The sequence below is a fragment of the Solwaraspora sp. WMMD937 genome (assembly GCF_029581175.1).
Taxonomy (GTDB): domain Bacteria; phylum Actinomycetota; class Actinomycetes; order Mycobacteriales; family Micromonosporaceae; genus Micromonospora_E.
Genome location: NZ_CP120738.1, coordinates 3,752,079 through 3,767,723 on the forward strand (window position 1 = coordinate 3,752,079; position 15,645 = coordinate 3,767,723).

15 protein-coding genes are annotated in these 15,645 nt (G+C 71.9%); 6 read left to right on the forward strand and 9 right to left on the reverse strand.

The genetic code is table 11. From position 1 onward, the window contains the following. Window positions 1-138: 138 nt before the first annotated feature. From O7621_RS16485 to O7621_RS16500, 4 genes are read right to left on the reverse strand one after another with little or no spacing between them, the layout of a single operon-like run. Window positions 139-966 (reverse strand): class I SAM-dependent methyltransferase, encoded by an 828-nt coding sequence (locus O7621_RS16485; RefSeq protein WP_282230083.1) that lies wholly within the window; start codon window positions 964-966, stop codon window positions 139-141. A 47-nt stretch (window positions 967-1,013) separates the two neighbouring features. Then, window positions 1,014-2,081 (reverse strand): glycosyltransferase family 4 protein, encoded by a 1,068-nt coding sequence (locus O7621_RS16490; RefSeq protein WP_282230084.1) that lies wholly within the window; start codon window positions 2,079-2,081, stop codon window positions 1,014-1,016. A 5-nt stretch (window positions 2,082-2,086) separates the two neighbouring features. Next, window positions 2,087-2,485 (reverse strand): 6-carboxytetrahydropterin synthase, encoded by a 399-nt coding sequence (locus O7621_RS16495; protein WP_282230085.1) that lies wholly within the window; start codon window positions 2,483-2,485, stop codon window positions 2,087-2,089. Window positions 2,486-2,488: 3 nt separating this feature from the next. Continuing rightward, a complete protein-coding gene (locus O7621_RS16500; RefSeq protein ID WP_282230086.1) occupies window positions 2,489-3,472 on the reverse strand; it encodes a zinc-binding alcohol dehydrogenase in 984 nt (327 codons plus the stop codon). Between the two features lie 336 nt (window positions 3,473-3,808). On the opposite strand from O7621_RS16500, the gene O7621_RS16505 reads away from it, so the two are divergent. Next, window positions 3,809-4,042, forward strand: a complete 234-nt coding sequence (locus tag O7621_RS16505; RefSeq protein ID WP_281554144.1) for a TM2 domain-containing protein — start codon at window positions 3,809-3,811, stop codon at window positions 4,040-4,042. Window positions 4,043-4,096: 54 nt separating this feature from the next. Here O7621_RS16505 and O7621_RS16510 read toward each other — a convergent pair whose 3' ends face one another. Then, window positions 4,097-8,896 carry a family 43 glycosylhydrolase gene (locus O7621_RS16510; RefSeq protein ID WP_282230087.1) on the reverse strand — a complete coding sequence of 1,600 codons (4,800 nt, stop codon included), beginning with the start codon at window positions 8,894-8,896 and terminating at the stop codon, window positions 4,097-4,099. 226 nt (window positions 8,897-9,122) lie between these two features. Here O7621_RS16510 and O7621_RS16515 point away from each other — a divergent pair, with 226 nt between their 5' ends. The 3 genes from O7621_RS16515 to O7621_RS16525 are packed head-to-tail and all read left to right on the forward strand — an operon-like array spanning window position 9,123 to window position 11,891. Continuing rightward, window positions 9,123-10,646, forward strand: coding sequence for a hypothetical protein (locus O7621_RS16515; protein WP_282230088.1), 1,524 nt, complete (start codon window positions 9,123-9,125; stop codon window positions 10,644-10,646). Window positions 10,647-10,691: 45 nt separating this feature from the next. After that, window positions 10,692-11,159: a DUF4878 domain-containing protein gene (locus tag O7621_RS16520; RefSeq protein ID WP_282230089.1), complete on the forward strand. Its 468-nt coding sequence runs from the start codon at window positions 10,692-10,694 to the stop codon at window positions 11,157-11,159. A 42-nt stretch (window positions 11,160-11,201) separates the two neighbouring features. Continuing rightward, a complete protein-coding gene (locus O7621_RS16525) occupies window positions 11,202-11,891 on the forward strand; it encodes a 4'-phosphopantetheinyl transferase superfamily protein (protein WP_282230090.1) in 690 nt (229 codons plus the stop codon). Here O7621_RS16525 and O7621_RS16530 read toward each other — a convergent pair. Both O7621_RS16530 and O7621_RS16535 read right to left on the reverse strand, forming a co-directional pair. After that, window positions 11,863-12,462 (reverse strand): DUF1707 domain-containing protein, encoded by a 600-nt coding sequence (locus O7621_RS16530; protein ID WP_282230091.1) that lies wholly within the window; start codon window positions 12,460-12,462, stop codon window positions 11,863-11,865. The genes O7621_RS16525 and O7621_RS16530 overlap by 29 nt on opposite strands. Further along, a complete protein-coding gene (locus O7621_RS16535; RefSeq protein WP_282230092.1) occupies window positions 12,459-12,998 on the reverse strand; it encodes an NUDIX domain-containing protein in 540 nt (179 codons plus the stop codon). Before O7621_RS16535 ends, O7621_RS16530 begins: the two co-directional genes overlap by 4 nt. A 125-nt stretch (window positions 12,999-13,123) precedes the next feature. On the opposite strand from O7621_RS16535, the gene O7621_RS16540 reads away from it, so the two are divergent. After that, entirely contained in the window at window positions 13,124-13,843 is a 720-nt protein-coding gene (locus O7621_RS16540) for a hypothetical protein (protein WP_282230093.1), read from the forward strand. A gap of 9 nt (window positions 13,844-13,852) precedes the next feature. Then, window positions 13,853-14,779, forward strand: coding sequence for an acetamidase/formamidase family protein (locus O7621_RS16545; protein ID WP_282230094.1), 927 nt, complete (start codon window positions 13,853-13,855; stop codon window positions 14,777-14,779). A 15-nt stretch (window positions 14,780-14,794) separates the two neighbouring features. Here O7621_RS16545 and O7621_RS16550 read toward each other — a convergent pair whose 3' ends face one another. Further along, window positions 14,795-15,082, reverse strand: coding sequence for a DUF3817 domain-containing protein (locus O7621_RS16550; protein ID WP_282230095.1), 288 nt, complete (start codon window positions 15,080-15,082; stop codon window positions 14,795-14,797). A 2-nt stretch (window positions 15,083-15,084) separates the two neighbouring features. Continuing rightward, entirely contained in the window at window positions 15,085-15,606 is a 522-nt protein-coding gene (locus O7621_RS16555) for a hypothetical protein (protein WP_282230096.1), read from the reverse strand. Between the last annotated feature and the right edge of the window lie 39 nt (window positions 15,607-15,645).

Below are 15,645 nucleotides of genomic sequence, written 5' to 3' on the forward strand. Positions count from 1 at the left end.
ACGGCCGGTGCCGGCCGTGCGCAACGGGCTCTTCGCCCTGTGCATTACGTGCCCCCCTCGATGAGCCTCCGCCGACAGATACGCGGCGGTGCCGCCTCCGGTTCACCTGCCCGGCACCGGAAATACGCTGTGCAGAGCTCAGCCGGGCACGACCAAGATGTCCCGGTGTTCAACGGTGACCCCCAGTTCACCGGCGGCGGCAGCGGCGAGCCGGCGGCGCCGGTAGCCCCCCGGTTGGGCGGCCAGCTCCGGCCGCTGCTCGTACGCCGCCGCGATCCAGCCGTCCAGCCACCGTTCGGTCAGCTCGGCCCGATCGGGGCCGAGCAGCCACGGACTGGGCCGCACCAGCACGGTGGCCCCGTGCCGGGTGAACGCCTCGGTCGCCGCCTCCACCGCGGACGGGCCGAGTAGCGGACGACCCGCGGTGTGCCGCCGCTGGTGGTCGTTGAACGCGGCCGTCAGCTCACCGTCGAGCGGGTCGGCGGGATCGAACCGTACGTCACCGACCACGGTCAGGGTCAGCAACGCCGGACAGGCGACCGCCCGAACGGTCGCCGCCAGCCGGTCCACCTCGTCGGCGGTGAGCAGGTCCAGCAGCGCCGAGGCGGTGACCAGGTCGGCGCCGACGAGGTCGTCGACGGTGAGCGCGGTGACATCGTCGCGGCGTACCGTCGCGGTGACCGGTGCGCCGTCGGACGCCGCCGGGGCCATCCGGGCCTCGGCATGGCGCAGCAGTTCGTGGTCGCGGTCGTGCAGCACCCAGTGCTGGGCACCGGGCAGCTGCGGGGCCAGCCACCGGCCCATCGAACCGGTGCCGCAGCCGAGGTCGTGTATCTCGGTGCGGGCGGCCCCGGTCAGCAGCCGGCGTACCTCGGCGACCAGTTCCGCCGAGCGCGCCTGCGCGTCTGCGGGCTCCCGTAGTCCCAACCACGCCGGGCTGTACCCGGCCGACTCGATCGTCTCCATGAAAGTCTCCCTCCGCTCGCCGGCGACGCCGATCCGGCGCGCCGCCGTCAGCGCCGACGCAGTTCGTGTAGTACCGCACCAACTGCGGCGGCCGTGTCCGCCCAGTCGGGCAGCCCGGCCCGGCGCGCGACGGCGGCCGCCCGCAACCGCTCCCGCTCGCCGCCGTCGGTCAGCCAGCGACGTACCGCCGCACCGAGCGCCTCCGGGTCGGCGGGCGGCACCAGCCGGCCCGGTCGCTCACCAGCGTCGGTGCGACCCAGTGCCTGCGGCACCCCGCCGACGTCGCTGGCCAGCACCGGGATGCCGCAGGCCAGCGCCTCGGTGATGACCATGCCGTACGTCTCGGCGTGCGACGGCAGGATCAGCAGATCGGCGTCGGCGTACGTGCCGGCCAACGTCGCCGCCGCGCGGGGCCCGGCCAGCGTGACACGGTCCCCGATCCGGTGGTACGCGATCCGCTGCCGGACCCGGTCGACGTACGCGGCGGCGTTGAGCGCTCCCACGCAGAGACATTCCCAGTCCAGGTCGGTGACGGTGGCGAGCGCCTCGACGAGTACGTCGTGGCCCTTACGGGGGGTGACCGACGCGACGCAGAGCAGCCGTCGGCCGGTCGGGTCCCGGTTCGCCAGGGGCGCCGGTGCGACACCGGGGACCGCCACCCGGATCCGGTCGGCGGCCAGACCGTGGCGGGTGGCGAGTTGGCCGGCCGTCGCGTCGCTGGTGGCGATCACCGCCGCCGCCGCGCCGAGTACCGTGCGTTCGGCCAGGTCCAGGGCGGCCGCCTCGGCCGGGTCCAGCCCGGTCTCGTCGGCCAGTGGCAGGTGGACCAGCACGGCCAGCCGTAGCCGGTCGGCGTGCGGTCCGACCACCTCGGGCACCCCGCAGGCGACCAGACCGTCGATCAGCACCACCGTGCCGTCGGCCAGGGCGGCGAGCAGGTCAGCGAGCGTGGCCCGGCTGGTCCGGTCCGGGCGCGGCCAGGCACCGGGGACAGCGATTTCGCGTACCGGTCGTCCGGTCGCGGCCAGACCGGTGCAGACCTGCCGGTCGTAGGCGTTGCCGCCGCTGGGGGCGGTCGGATCGTCCACGTTGCCGGGCAGCACCACGACGACCATCGACGTCAGAGCGCCCGCTCGTAGCTCGCCCAGGCGATGTGCGACTCGTGCAGGGTGACGCCGATTCCGGTCAGACCACGGGCACCGGCACCGAGATCGCCCGCGTGCACCCGGTCGGCCAGCCGGTCGGCGATCAACCTGGCCAGCCATTCAGTGGAGGTGTTGACGCCGGCGAACGCCGGCTCGTTGTCGAGGTTGCGGTAGTTCAACTCGGCCAGTACGGCCTTGAGCTGCCCGCTGGCCAGGCCGATGTCGACGACGATGTTGTCGCTGTCGAGGTCGGTGCGCTTGAAGGTGGCGTCGACGACGAAGGTGGCACCGTGCAGCCGCTGCGCCGGTCCGAAGACGTCACCGGTGAAGCTGTGGGCGACCATGATGTGGTCACGGACGGTGACGCTGAACATTTCTCATCCTCCAGTCGGGTAACGGATCACGTGGCACAACGCCGGCAATGCGCCGGCCGCGAGCCGGGGCAGCATCTCGGGCAGGTCGGTGAAGTCGCTCTCACCGGTCAGCAGCGCGTCGAACCTCTCGTCGGCGAGCAGCTCCAGGGCGAGAGCCAGCCGTCCGGCGTACCCGTGCCGGTCGCGCCGGGCCGGGGCGACCCGGCCGACCTGGCTGCTGCGCACGGTCAACCGGCGGGAGTGGAAGTGTTCGCCGAGCGGCACGGTGACCGGGCGGTCGCCGTACCAGCTGAGGTCGACCACCGTGCCCTCGACGGCGAGCAACTCCAGCGACCGGGCCAGCCCGGCCGACGTGGCGCTGGCGTGGAACACCAGGTCGCACCCGTCGGTGGCGGTGTCCGGGTGGGCGAAGTCGACGCCCAGCGCGGCGGCGGTCACGGCCCGTGCGGGGTCGATGTCGACCAGTTCGACCCGTACGCCGGGGAACCGGGCGGCGAGCGCGGCGACGGTGGCGCCGACCATGCCGGCGCCGACAACGGCGATCCGGTCGCCGAGCAGGGGAGCGGCGTCCCACAGGGCGTTGACCGCGGTCTCCACCGTGCCGGCGAGCACGGCGCGGCGGGGCGGCACGGTGTTCGGGACCACGGTGACCGCGTCGGCCGGCACGACGTAGCGGGTCTGGTGCGGGTAGAGACAGAAGACGGTACGCCCGACGAGCTCGGCCGGGCCCTGCTCGACCTGTCCGACGTTGAGGTAGCCGTACTTGACCGGGGCGGGGAAGTCGCCGTCCTGGTACGGGGCGCGCATCTCGGCGTACTGGCTGGGCGGCACCTCGCCCCGGAATACCAGCGTCTCGGTGCCCCGGCTGAGCCCGGTGAACCGGGTCCGCACCAGGACCTCGCCGGGGCCGGGCGGCTCGACCTCGACCGGCCGGATCTCGCCGGTGCCCGGGGTACGCAGCCAGAACGCATGATCGCGCAGCGTCATCTATCCGCTCCCCTCGTCTCTCGTCGGTGCCTCGCCTTGCTGGCCTGGGTAACGATAGCCGGGTGCGGATCATGACAGCTGGTGACCGGCCGCCCTGGTGAGTCCGCGCGCCGGTGGTCCGTAGCCGGGGTAGAACTGCCGGGCCGGTCGATTGGCCCGCACTGCGGCTAGGGTGTACCACCGAATCGACGCTGAGCGCTGGTGGACCGGTCACCCCCGCGTCCCGTTCTGCGGTAATGTGCCGTGTCGCTGTTCAGACCGACCGGTCCTGGACGACGAACCACCACATCGGCCACGGGGGACCGCGTGCCGATCGTCTATTTCGGAAGGTATACGATGTCGCAGACCACGGCCGTACCGGCCACCGAGCAGAAGTCCTGGCTCGTCGCGCTGCTGCTCAGCTTCTTCCTCGGCGGGTTCGGAGCGCACCGGTTCTACGTTGGCAAGATCGGGACCGGCGTTCTGATGCTGGTCACCTTCGGTGGACTGGGCCTCTGGGCGCTGATCGACTTCATCGTCATCCTGATCGGCAAGTTCACCGACAAGCAGGGCCAGCCGCTGGCCAAGTGATCGGCGAAACGCGCAGGCTGGGGCGCTACCCGGACGGGTAGCGCCCCAGCCGCGTCACGAGACGTCGACGACGACCGCTCCGCCGCCGAGCGCGGTGGTGTCGGCGTTGATCCGGCTGTCGTAGACCACGGTCTCGGTGCCCGCCTCCCGGATCCGGATCCAGAACCGGTCCTTGCCCTGCTCCCGCAGCGCCTCGTCGTTCAACCCGACCAGGTACTCGTAGTCGCCGGTGCCGTTGACCGTGCCCCGGCCGTTGAACCGTACCTGTGGGCCGTCGACGACGTACCCGCGGTGGCTGGTGGCGGCGAACTCCCACTCGCCGAGGCGTAGCCGCAGTGCCGCCGGTCCCGGCCCGGTCGTTTCCGGCCCGGTGGCCGCGACGAACCCGAACTCGGCCCGCCCGGCCTGCTCCTCGTCGGCAACGTACGCCCCGGCCGGTGAGATGACCCAGCCGGAGCCGGCGACGTACCCGCCGCCGGCCCGGTGTACCGCCAGATAGCCACCGGTCAGGGTGTGCGCGGCAGCCCGGTCGTCGATCACCGTGACCGTCGGTCGGTACACCCCCGGTTCGGCGTAGGTGTGCGCCGCGACGCAGGCGGACCCGTCGATCGTGCCGGCGTCCACGGTGTCGTCGCCCCAGACCACCACGCAGCGGTGCGTGTCGTCCGTGCCGGAGTCGGTGAAGGTCGCGGTGACGCTGACCTCGGTGCCGGCCGCGACCGGACCGGCCGGACCGGTGACCGCGATCACCACCGGAGCGGTGTTGACCGGCCGGATCGGCGCGACGCTTTCCAAGGTCGGCACCACCGGGACGATGGAGCCGTCGTCGGCGAACTCCAGTCGGTCGATGGTCGTCTCCCGGTGGGTGCCGTCGCCGTCCGGGACGGCGAACCGGTGGTACGCCACGTACCAGTCGTCGGTGCCGGGGACACGCACCACCGAGTGGTGGCCGGTGCCCTTGATCCCCAACGACAGGTCCTTACGCAGGATGGTGCCGCGCCGCTCGCTCCACGGCCCGAGCGGCGAGTCACCGACGGCGTACGCCACCTGGTAGTCCTCGCTGCGGGTGTCGTTCTCCGACCACATGAAGTAGTAGCGACCGTCGCGCTTGATCACGAAGGCACCCTCGTTGTATCCGGCCGGCCGGTGAGAGGTCACCTCCGCCGGGTCGAACGACACCATGTCGTCGTTGAGTTCGACCTGGTAGGCGTAGCCGTTGCCCCAGTACAGATAGGACCGGCCGTCGTCGTCGGTGAACACCGCTGGGTCGATCATCTGGCCGGGGTACGTCCCGGCCGGCACCAGCGGCTCGCCGAGCGCGTCGCGGAACGGCCCGGTCGGCGAGTCGGCGACGGCGACCCCGAGGTGCTTACCGGTGTCGCCGGTGGCCTTCCCGCCGCTGAAGTAGAAGTACCACTTGCCGTCGCGTTCGGCGACGGTCGGCGCCCAGGCGCTGTTGTCCGCCCAGTCGACGTCGGTAGCCAGGTCCAGGATGACCCCGTGGTCGGTCCAGTTCACCAGGTCCGCCGAGGAGAACACGGAGAATTGCGTGCCGCTCCAGCCGGCGAACCCGTCGGTGGTGGCGTAGAGGTAGAACCGGTCGCCGAAGACCGCGATGTTCGGGTCGGCGTACAGGCCGGGCAGCACCGGCGAGCGCATCAGCCGGGCCTCGACGGTCCAGGTCGCGGTGGCACCGTCGGCTCCGGTGACCGTGTACGTCACCGGTGTGCTCAGGTCCCGGACGGTGCCCGACTCCGGCGCGACGGTGGCGCCGGTGGCCAGGGTGAACTCCGGTGCCAGGGCGGTCAGGTCGGCGTCCGGGTGGACCGGCAGGATGATCCGTCGGGTGTCGGCGTCGATGATGGCGTCCACCTTGAGCTGCGCCACGGTGGCGCTGGTGATCGCCGCCGGGTCGCCGCCCAGGGCGTACACCTCGTCGGCGGTCAACGCCCGGTTGTAGATCCGGAAGTCGTCCACCTCCCCTGCGAAGTACGGGTCCGCGCCGTACAGCGAGCGTCCGATGTAGCCAGCGTGGTCGCGGGTCGGGTCGTGCAGGTCCGACGGGCGGACCGCTACGTCGGTGGCCCGGGCGATCTCGACCCCGTCGAGATACATCACGGCGGTACGGGTGGTCGAGTCGACGGTCACCGCGAGGTGTCTCCACCCACCGCCGGTCAGCGCCGACGACGCCCGCAGCTGCTTCTCGGCCTGCCAACTGCCGGTGGTGATCGCCGAGAACAGCACCCCGCCGCCGTTGCGCGGGCTGGCGAACAGGTAGCGGTTGCTGTCCGGGCCGAGCCCGTAGATCCACTGGTTGACGGTGCTGGAGGCGTCCCACTTGACCCAGGTCGCCACGGTGGTGCTGGAGACGCCGGCGTACACCCCGTTGGGGATCGTCACGTACGGCGCGGTGGTCGAGCCGCTGCCGCCGCCGCTCATCTTGAACGAGCCGCCGTCGACGCCGGTGCCGAACGCGGGGGTCCGCTCGTAGCGGCCGTGCCGGCCCTGCCCGGACGAGTCGGTGGCGACGCTGCCGCCGGTCTCGTCGAACTGGTAGTGCAGCAGCAGCCCGTCGGCCGGCGGCTCCGGCCCGGGATCCGGGCCGTAGGCGGCGAGCAGCGCGTCGTACTCGGTCTGGGTGACCGGCAGTACGGTGCCGTGCCGGGGGCTGGTCGGCAGCGCGTAGTCGCTCGACGGCGTCCACACCCCGGAGGCGAGGTCGGTGGTCTCGAACGGTAGGTAGCCGCGCCCGCCGAACTCGTCGATGAACAGGTACCACTTCTCCTCGGTGTTCGATTTGAAGATGGTGGGTCCTTCACCCTGGGACATCGCGCCCCGGCCGATGCAGTCGGCCAGGAAGCCCCAGCTGGTGTCGCGCAGTGACGTCGATGTCTCGGCGAGGATGAACTTGCTGCACGGCGTCGACGACGAGTTGTTGCGTTCGTCCTTGGTGAACCGGTAGTAGACGCCGTCGTGGTCGATTACCGTCGAGTCGATGACCGAGTAGCCGGGGTCGACCCACACCTGCGGTTCGGAGAAGGTGTGGAAGTCGCGGGTGGTGGCGTACAGCATCTTGTTGTACGTGTTCCCGGTGTGGTCCGGGTCGTCGGCCGCGTAGAGCTTCGAGGCCCAGAAGACGACGTACGCGCCGATCGTCGGGTCGTAGTACGCCTCCGGCGCCCACGTGTTGCCGGCGGTGTCCGGGGCGACCTGGACGAGGCGCTGGTCGGTCCAGTTGACCAGGTCGGTGGACTCCCACACCATGACCGACTTGCTGCCGTGGCGCTGCGCGCCGTCCCAGTCGCCATTGCCGTGGATCCGCAGGTCGGTGGCGATCTGGTAGAACTTGTCGCCCTCGGGGGAACGGATGATGAACGGGTCCCGCAGGCCCTGCTCGCCGAGCGTCGAGGTGAGCACCGGGCGGCCGTCGTTGAGCGGCTGCCAGCGCAGCGGGTCGTTGCCCTGGCTGAGGGCGAAGTAGACCTGCTCGCCGGTGGCGGTGCCCTCGCCGGTGAAGTAGCTGAACAGGTAGCCGGTGCGGTCGGCCGGTGCCGGCAGCGCCGGCACGGTGGCGGTGAACTCGCGGGTGGCGCTGGCCGCGTTGCGGGTGACGGTGGCGGTCAGGGTCACGGTGGTGCCGGCGGCGCCGGGTGCTGGTCGGTTGACCACGCCGTCGGTGGCGATCACCGCCGGGTCGTCCGACGCCCAGACCACTGTGGTGCCGTCGGTGCCCGTTGTGGGCAGGGTCAGGTTTCCGCGTACGTCGTCGACGTCGTGCACGGTCAGCGCCGCGGCAGCGTCGGCGACGATCCGCGCGTCGTCGAATTCAGCCAGTACGGTCACCTCGAAGCTCCTGGTGTCGGTGACGGTGCCCCGGCGCAGGGTGGCGGTGAGCGTGGCCTGGGCGTCTGGTTCGCCGACGGCCGGTCGGGTCACCGTACCGTCGGTGGTGACCACCGACGGGTCGCTGGAGGTCCAGTCGATGCCCGAGCCGCCCGGCCCGGTGGCCGGCAGGGTGAGGTCGGCGGTGATCCGGCTGGTGTCGCCGAGGTCCAACGCGGCCGCGTCGTGGGCGACGACCGCGGCGGCCGCGCGTTCACCGAGCTGGGCGGCCTCGTCGGCGGTGACCGCCCGGTCGTAGATGCGGAAGTCACGCACCCGGCCGGTGAGGTGGCGGTCGCCGGTGTAGACCGAGCGTCCGATGTAGTTGGCGGTGGTGGTGCCGTCTCCGATCGACGCCGGGGTGATGGTGACCGCGGTGTTGCGGCCGACCTCGACGCCGTCTTCGTAGAGCACTGCGGTGTTGTCGGTCTGGGTGTAGGTGAGGTGTTTCCAGACGCCCCGGGCGAGGTTGCGGGACGGGTTTGGTCGGGTGTTCTGCTCGGTGGACCAGTTGCCGCTGGCGATGGCGGCGCGGAACTGGTCGCCGGTGGCGAACAGGTATCCGTCGCCGGTGCCGCCGCTGGTGTTGCCCATTCCGAAGATGAAGTATGGGGTGACCTGGGCCGGGTCGATGAACACGTCCAGCGCAACGGTGACCGAGTCGAGGTCGCGCAGCACGTCGTCGGGCAGGTCCACGTACGTGTCACTGCCGTTGAGGCCGAGCCCTCCGGTGCCGGACCAGTCGGCGGCACCGTGCACGGTGCCGTGCCGGTCGTTGCCGGATGTGTCGGTGGCGACGGTTCCGGCGGTGGCGTCCAGTTCGTACCAGAGGACGAGGCCGTCGGTCGGCCCGGCCGCGGTGGCGGTGGTCGGCCCGGCGGCCAGCAGACCGGTGGTGAGGGCGAGGGCGGCGAGCGAGGCCAGGGTTGTTCGTCGAGGTCCGGCGGTACGCGGTCGATCCCGCTGCGGCATGAGTGTCTCCTCCTGGGAGGCGTCCGGATCTGTGGGTCTGAGGTCGGTATCAGCAGTTGTTAGCGTTAACAACACGTGGTGTACGGTGACCGGGTCAGAGTTCGCCCGATTCGCCGCCGTGACACGGCGGTTGCGAGAGTGTTAACCGGCTCGTACCCCGCCGTCAAGATGCCCATCGGCTTGGCCCTCCGCCTCGGGGCAGCGGCGGACGGTAGGGTCGCGCCGCATGAGGACGGTCTACACGTCGGCGGACCCCGACACCTTCCACCCCGCCCGGCAACGGCTGGTCGGCCGGGTCGGCAAGTGGGCGCGTCGGCAGCGGCGCACCGGGCTCGACCCGTTCGTGATCGAGACACTGCTGGAGTACCGGTGGAGTCACGGTGACGGTCTGCTCGGCCGGTGGCACCCTGACGACCTCACTGCCGCGCTGCTCGAGGGGTTCCCCAGGCACGTCACCATGCATCCGGATGACTGGGACGCCGTCGTGCCGAGCGTACGGGGATTCGTCGACTTCCTGTTCGACGAAGGGATCGCCGACCGGCACTGCGCCGACCGGGACCTGCTGCACACCACGCTCGACGAGCTGGCCGGACCGGTCGCCGAGGCGCTGGCCGACGAGCGGCGCTACGGTCCGGCAAAATACTGGACGACCCGGATGATGCGCGAAGGCGTCGATCCGACCGACAACGCGGCCGCCCAGGCGTTCATTGCCGACGTGCACGCCGGCCGGATCTCCGTCGACCAGGACCTGCTCAACCAGATCATGGCCAACAACCGGGCGGCATCCGACAATGCGCAACGTCCACCGACCCTGCCGCTGGTGGCCGTCCCGGACGACGCCGAGCTGCGCCCGGCAGCCGAAGCGTCGACGATCCTGCACCGGGTCCGGCAGTTCGTGGCCTGGGTGGGACCGGGCCGAACCCTGACCCCGAACGGCAACCTGCGGCTGGCCGACGCCCGGGAACTGGTCCCGCTGCTCGACACCGCAGACGTGATCGACCCGGCCATCGGTGACCGGGTGTTCAAGACCCGCAGCAGCGAGGAGCTGTACGGACTCTCGGTGGTCGTCGCCTGGGCCCGGGCCGCTCGCGTGGTCCGGATGGTCAAGGGACGGCTCGTGCCGGTCAAGAGCGCGGCGAAGCTGCTGACCGACCCGCTCGCCCTGGCCCACCGGCTGTACGCGACGCTGCCCGAGATCGGGGCGGCGGTGTGCGGCAGCGGCTGGCGTGAGTCGTTGATGCGTTGGCGGTTCGACGACGCCGTCGTCATCACGGCACTGACCATCTACTCGTCCGCCGAACCGCTGCCGGTCCCGGCCCTGCGCGAGCTGCTGCACCATGCGCTGGAGGAGTCGATGCTGGTGCCGTACGGCGGCACCGAGGAGCAGCAGCTGGCCTGGCGCCAGTCCGCCCACAACGACGCCGACCGGCTCTTCGCGCAGCTGGCCGACCTCGGCGCCGCCCGGCTCACCGACGACGACAGGATCAGTCTGACGCCGCTCGGTGCCGTGCTGGTCGGGCACCGCCTGCGCGAACAGGGCGTGGTGGTGCCGACCGTCGCGGACCTGCTGGACGAGACCGCCGAGGTGGTGGTGGCGGTCGCCGCCGACAGCGATCCGGACAGCGCCGACCGGCTGCTGACCGCCTGGTGCGCCCACCAGCCGCAGAGCGGTCCCGCCGAGCTGCGGGCGCTCGCCCGGCGTACCGACGACCCGTCGCACCGGCGTCTCGCCCGGTCCCATGCGGGGTAGCCGTCCCCGTCCGGCAGGTGGCGGGCGGCCTCTAGCATCCCGGTCATGAGTTACCAACCGCCCGGGACACCGCCACCGCCCGCCGGCGGGCCCAGTCGTGGTCGGCGGACCACCGTGATCATCGTCGCGGTCGTGCTCGCCGTCGTCCTGCTCTGCTGCGTCGGCGTCGCCGGGGGTGGCTTCTGGCTGTACCGGACCGTTGCTGCGGCCACCGGGCCGGCCCGCGACGCCACCACCGTTCACTTCGACGCCCTCATCTCGGGCGATTACGTCACCGCCTACCAGCGGCTGTGCCAGGACCGGCGGGACACCCTGTCCGAGGCGGAGTACGTCGAGCGGGAAACCGCCGCCGAACAGATCGCCGGGTACGACATCGTCGGCGTCAACGTGTCCACCGCCAACGGGCGTACCTCCGGCGTCGTCACCGTCGAGGTCACCTACGACGGTGGCGGGCAGCGCCAGGAGATCGTCACACTGGTTCAGGAAGACGGCGGATGGCGGGTCTGCCAGTGACACCCGACCACCTGCCACGACCGTGACGGAGGGCGGACCGGGATGATTGAGGCACTGCTGCCGGCCACGGCGGTCGCCCGCGAGGCGTTCGACGACAGCATCCCGGTCACCCTGTTCCCCGAGGAGACAGCCGTGGTCGGCAACGCGGTGGACAAGCGCCGCCGCGAGTTCGGCACCGCCCGCCGCTGCGCCCACGAAGCCCTCGCCGAGCTGGGCTTCCCCGGCGTACCGGTGCCCTCCGGCCCGCGCCGCGAACCTCGCTGGCCGGACGGGGTGGTCGGCAGCATCACCCACTGCGCCGGCTACCGCGCGGCGGTGGTGGCCCGGTCGGTCGACCTCACCACGGTCGGCATCGACGCCGAACCGCACGAGCCGCTGCCCTCCGGGGTGTTGAACAGCATCACCGTGCCCGACGAACTCACCTGGCTGGCCGCCCGTCGGGACACCCACCCGCAGGTGCACTGGGACCGGCTGCTGTTCTGCGCCAAGGAGGCCGTCTACAAGGCGTGGTATCCGCTGGCGGAACGCTGGCTCGGCTTCGAGCAGGCGTACGTCGAGGCGACCCCCGGCCCCGGTGGCGCTGCCACCGACGGGGACTTCACCGCCCGGCTGCTGGTGCCCGGCCCGGCGCTGCCCGACGGCACGCCGCTGACCGGGTTCACCGGCCGGTGGCTGGCCCGCAACGGCCTGATCGTCGCCGCGATCAGCGTCCCGGCCGGCCCCGACGTCTGACCGACACACCGCCCCAGAACGCCAGCCCGTTGATGTGGATCCTTGGCCCACCGGGGCTGCCCAGCCCGGCGGCCCGCTGACCGAAGTCGCCCATCAGGCCGATACCGGAGATCGACACCTCGGCATCGTCCGGCACCACGATCTCGATCCCGCCCATGATCGCCCAGGCCCGGATCCGGATCGCGTCCGCGTCGAGCCGCGCCTCCCGCAAATCGATCCGGCCGCCGCCCCAGAAGGCGATCGCCCGCAGAACGCCCGGTGCCACCCACCGGCCACGCCGGTCGAAACCGCTCATCACCGCGACCGCCCACCGCGACGGCCGCGACGGCGCCAGACCGTGCTCGCCGCGCCGGGCCACCGCGTCGGACACCGCACGGGGAATGTCCCGGGTCAGCGGCTCCAACTCCGCGTACGTCCGGGCGGCGTACACCCGGCCGAGTCGTTCGTCCAACTCGGGCAGATCGATCCGGCCCTCGGCGGCCGCGGCCCGCAGCACCTCCGCCACCTGCTCGCGGTCGGCGTCGGAGGCCCGCAGCCCGTCAGGTGGCAGCCGGTCAGGAAGGTCGCTCACGCCCACAGGGTACCGAGCGTCGCCGGGTCCGTCGGATCGGTCAGGTAGTGGGCCAGCACCTCGGTGTGCAACGGGAACGCGAGCGTGACCGGCTCGGTCACCACCAGCCACTCGGTGGCTTCCTCGGTCGCCACCGACACCGGCAGCGCCTGCGCCGGTCGGGGCGGCAGCAACCCGAAGATCAGCAGGCTCGCGCCGGTGGGCACGCTGCGTACGGCGTACAGTCGCACCTGGTCGGCCTGCCCGGCCAGCCCGGTCTCCTCGCGCAGCTCGCGGACCACCGCGGTGCGCCAGTCCTCGCCGTACTCGATGAAACCGCCCGGCAACGCCAGCTCGCCACGGGCCGGCTCGATGCCGCGGCGCTGCACCACCACGCCGATCCCCTGTGGAGTCGTCACCGGCACCACGGCGACCGCCACCGGCGTCGGATTACGCCAGATCTGCTGCCCACAGTGGCCACAGGACCGGGGCCAGCCGGCGTCGGCCGGGTAGCGGGTACCGCAGGACGAGCAGAACGAGTAGGGCACGCCAGTCACAGCGCCCGACGATACGCCGGTCACCGGGCCCCGCCCGCTGTCGCCTATCCGACCGGTGCCGGGCACCCGCCGCCGCACCTGGTCGGGGATTCTGACGGCAGCGAACCGTACGGGGAGGTGGGCCGATGCTGTTCAGCGCGGCGTGCCCGGTCCGGGAGACCGAGCGGGACTGGATCGACGAGTCACTGTCCTGGCTGATCCGCGAGTTCGGCGAGCCGGCGCTGCGCGAACCGGTGGTACTGCCCACCGACAAGTTCTTCCCCGGTGCCTACCACGGCAGCCGGGCCGACGTGGCGGCGGTGCTGCACCGCGTCGCGCGACACATGGCCGTCGACCCGGACCGGGTCGAACTGGTCTTCGAGCCGGCCGACGACACCGAAGCCGCGCTCCTGGCCAGCCTGCCGGCGTACGCGCAGGCCGCTTCCGGCGAGGCCGGGCACTACGTACGTCGGGGCGGCCGGGGCGTGATCACCATCGCCGGGGCGCAGGCCCGCCAGCCGATGGCGCTGGTCGCCACCATCGCCCACGAGCTGGCCCACGAACGCCTGATCGGCGAGGGTCGGCACCGCCCCGACGCCGCCGACCACGAGCCGCTCACCGACCTCACCACTGTCTTTTTCGGACTCGGCATCTTCACCGCCAACGCCGCCGTCGACTACCGGGGCCGAGCCGGCGGCTGGCAGTCGAGCCGGCTCGGCTATCTCACCGAGCCGATGTACGGCTACGCGCTGGGCCGGTACGCCTGGCTGCGCGACGACCTGCCGCCCCGCTGGGCCCGGCATCTGGACACCAACCCGCGCAGCTACCTGCGCTGGTCGCTGCGTTACCTGGACCGGCGACGGTAACCTGCGGCGATGCGGCACACCCTGGAGCCGAACACCCGGACCCTGCACGGCTACTTCTCACCCGACTTTCCGCCGGTGCTCACCATCGACCCCGGCGACACGGTCACCCTCCGTACCCTGGACTGCTGGTGGTCGGCCGGTCCGTACGCCGGCGGGCCGCACGACCAGCGGCCCCGGCACGCGGCGTACCGGCCGGGGTTCGGTCATGCGCTGGTCGGGCCGATCGCGGTGCGCGGCGCCCGGCCCGGGACGACCCTGTCGGTACGGATCGACGAGGTACTGCCGGCCGAGTGGGGCACCACCCTGGCCGGCAGCGCGTTGACCCCACACAGTGAGCGGTACGGCATCGCCGGCACCGAGACGGTGCACACCTGGCAGCTGGATCCGGCCGCCGGCACCGGCCGTAACCAGCTCGGTCACACCGTGACGTTGCGGCCGTTCCTCGGGGTGCTCGGCATGCCGCCCGCGCAGCCCGGCGAGCATTCGACGATCCCGCCCCGGCGCTGCGGCGGCAACCTGGACTGCAAGGACCTGGTCGCCGGCAGCACCCTGCTGCTGCCGGTCACCGTCGACGGTGCGCTGTTCTCCGTCGGCGACGGCCACGCTGCCCAGGGCGACGGCGAGATCTGCGGTACGGCGATCGAATGCCCGATGGACCGGGTCCAGCTCACCTTCGATCTGATCGACGACCAGCCGCTGACCGGACCGGTGGCCCGGGTCGACGGCGCCTGGCTGACCCTCGGCCTGGGCGACACCCTCGACGCTGCGGCGGCCGACGCGCTCGACGCGATGATAACCCTGTTGTCCCGCCGGCACGGGCTGTCCCGGGGCGACGCGGTCGCCCTGGCCAGCGTCGTCGTCGACGTGCGGGTGACGCAGATCGTCAACGGCGTCGTCGGCGTGCACGCCCGGCTCGCCGACGACGCACTCCGCTGACGGGGCCGGTGCCGTTCAACTCCGCGCCGGTGCGTCCGGTGCCGGTCGACGGTGCGCGGCCAGTGCCCGCAGCGTCAGCAGGCCGCCGACGCCGGGCAGCAGGCTGAGTAGCCGGGTCGATGCCGGCGCGGCCGGCTGCTGCGCGGTGGCGACGACCACCAGCAGGTACGCCGCCCCGTGGGTCGGGCCGAGCAGCGACGACACGGCCGACCAGTGCACCGTGGCCAGGTTGGCCAGCATCACGATCAGAGTGGTGATCTCGACTCCGGCGGCGATCCGCAACAGCCGCAGACTGCCCGACATCCTCACACCCCGGTCGTCGAGCCGGGACGGACGATCATCAGCACCGTGACCGTCGCCCAGAGCAGGTTGAACACCCCGGTGTACGCCGCCAGCCGCTGTGGCGCGGTGGTCGGTGTACTCGCGGTCGCTGCCCCTGTCGCTGCCCCTGTTGCGGTCGCCGTCGGCTCCGGCTGGGTGCCGGGAGCGTCGATCCCGGTCAGCAGCATCTGCTGGCGGGGCAGGACCCGTAGCACCAGCAGCGCGGCGGCGATCGCGGTGAGCGCGATCGACACGAGCAGCCAGGTGTCGGTGAGCACCCCGAGGCTGGTGGCGGTGGCCAGGCCGAAGACCGGCACGACGATCCCGACGGCGGCGTACACCCGGCAGATCCGGTGCAGCGTGCGCAGGGTCGTGTGGGCGGCGGCGTCGCGCGGGTCGGCGATCGCCCGCCGGGCGGCGGCCGGGAACATGCTGGCTGCGACGGTCACCGGGCCGATCGCCACGATCGCTGCGAGCACATGTACGGAGAGCAGAAATTTCGTCACGACGCGACGGTATGGGTGGTTTCGTGACGCGAGGAGTGG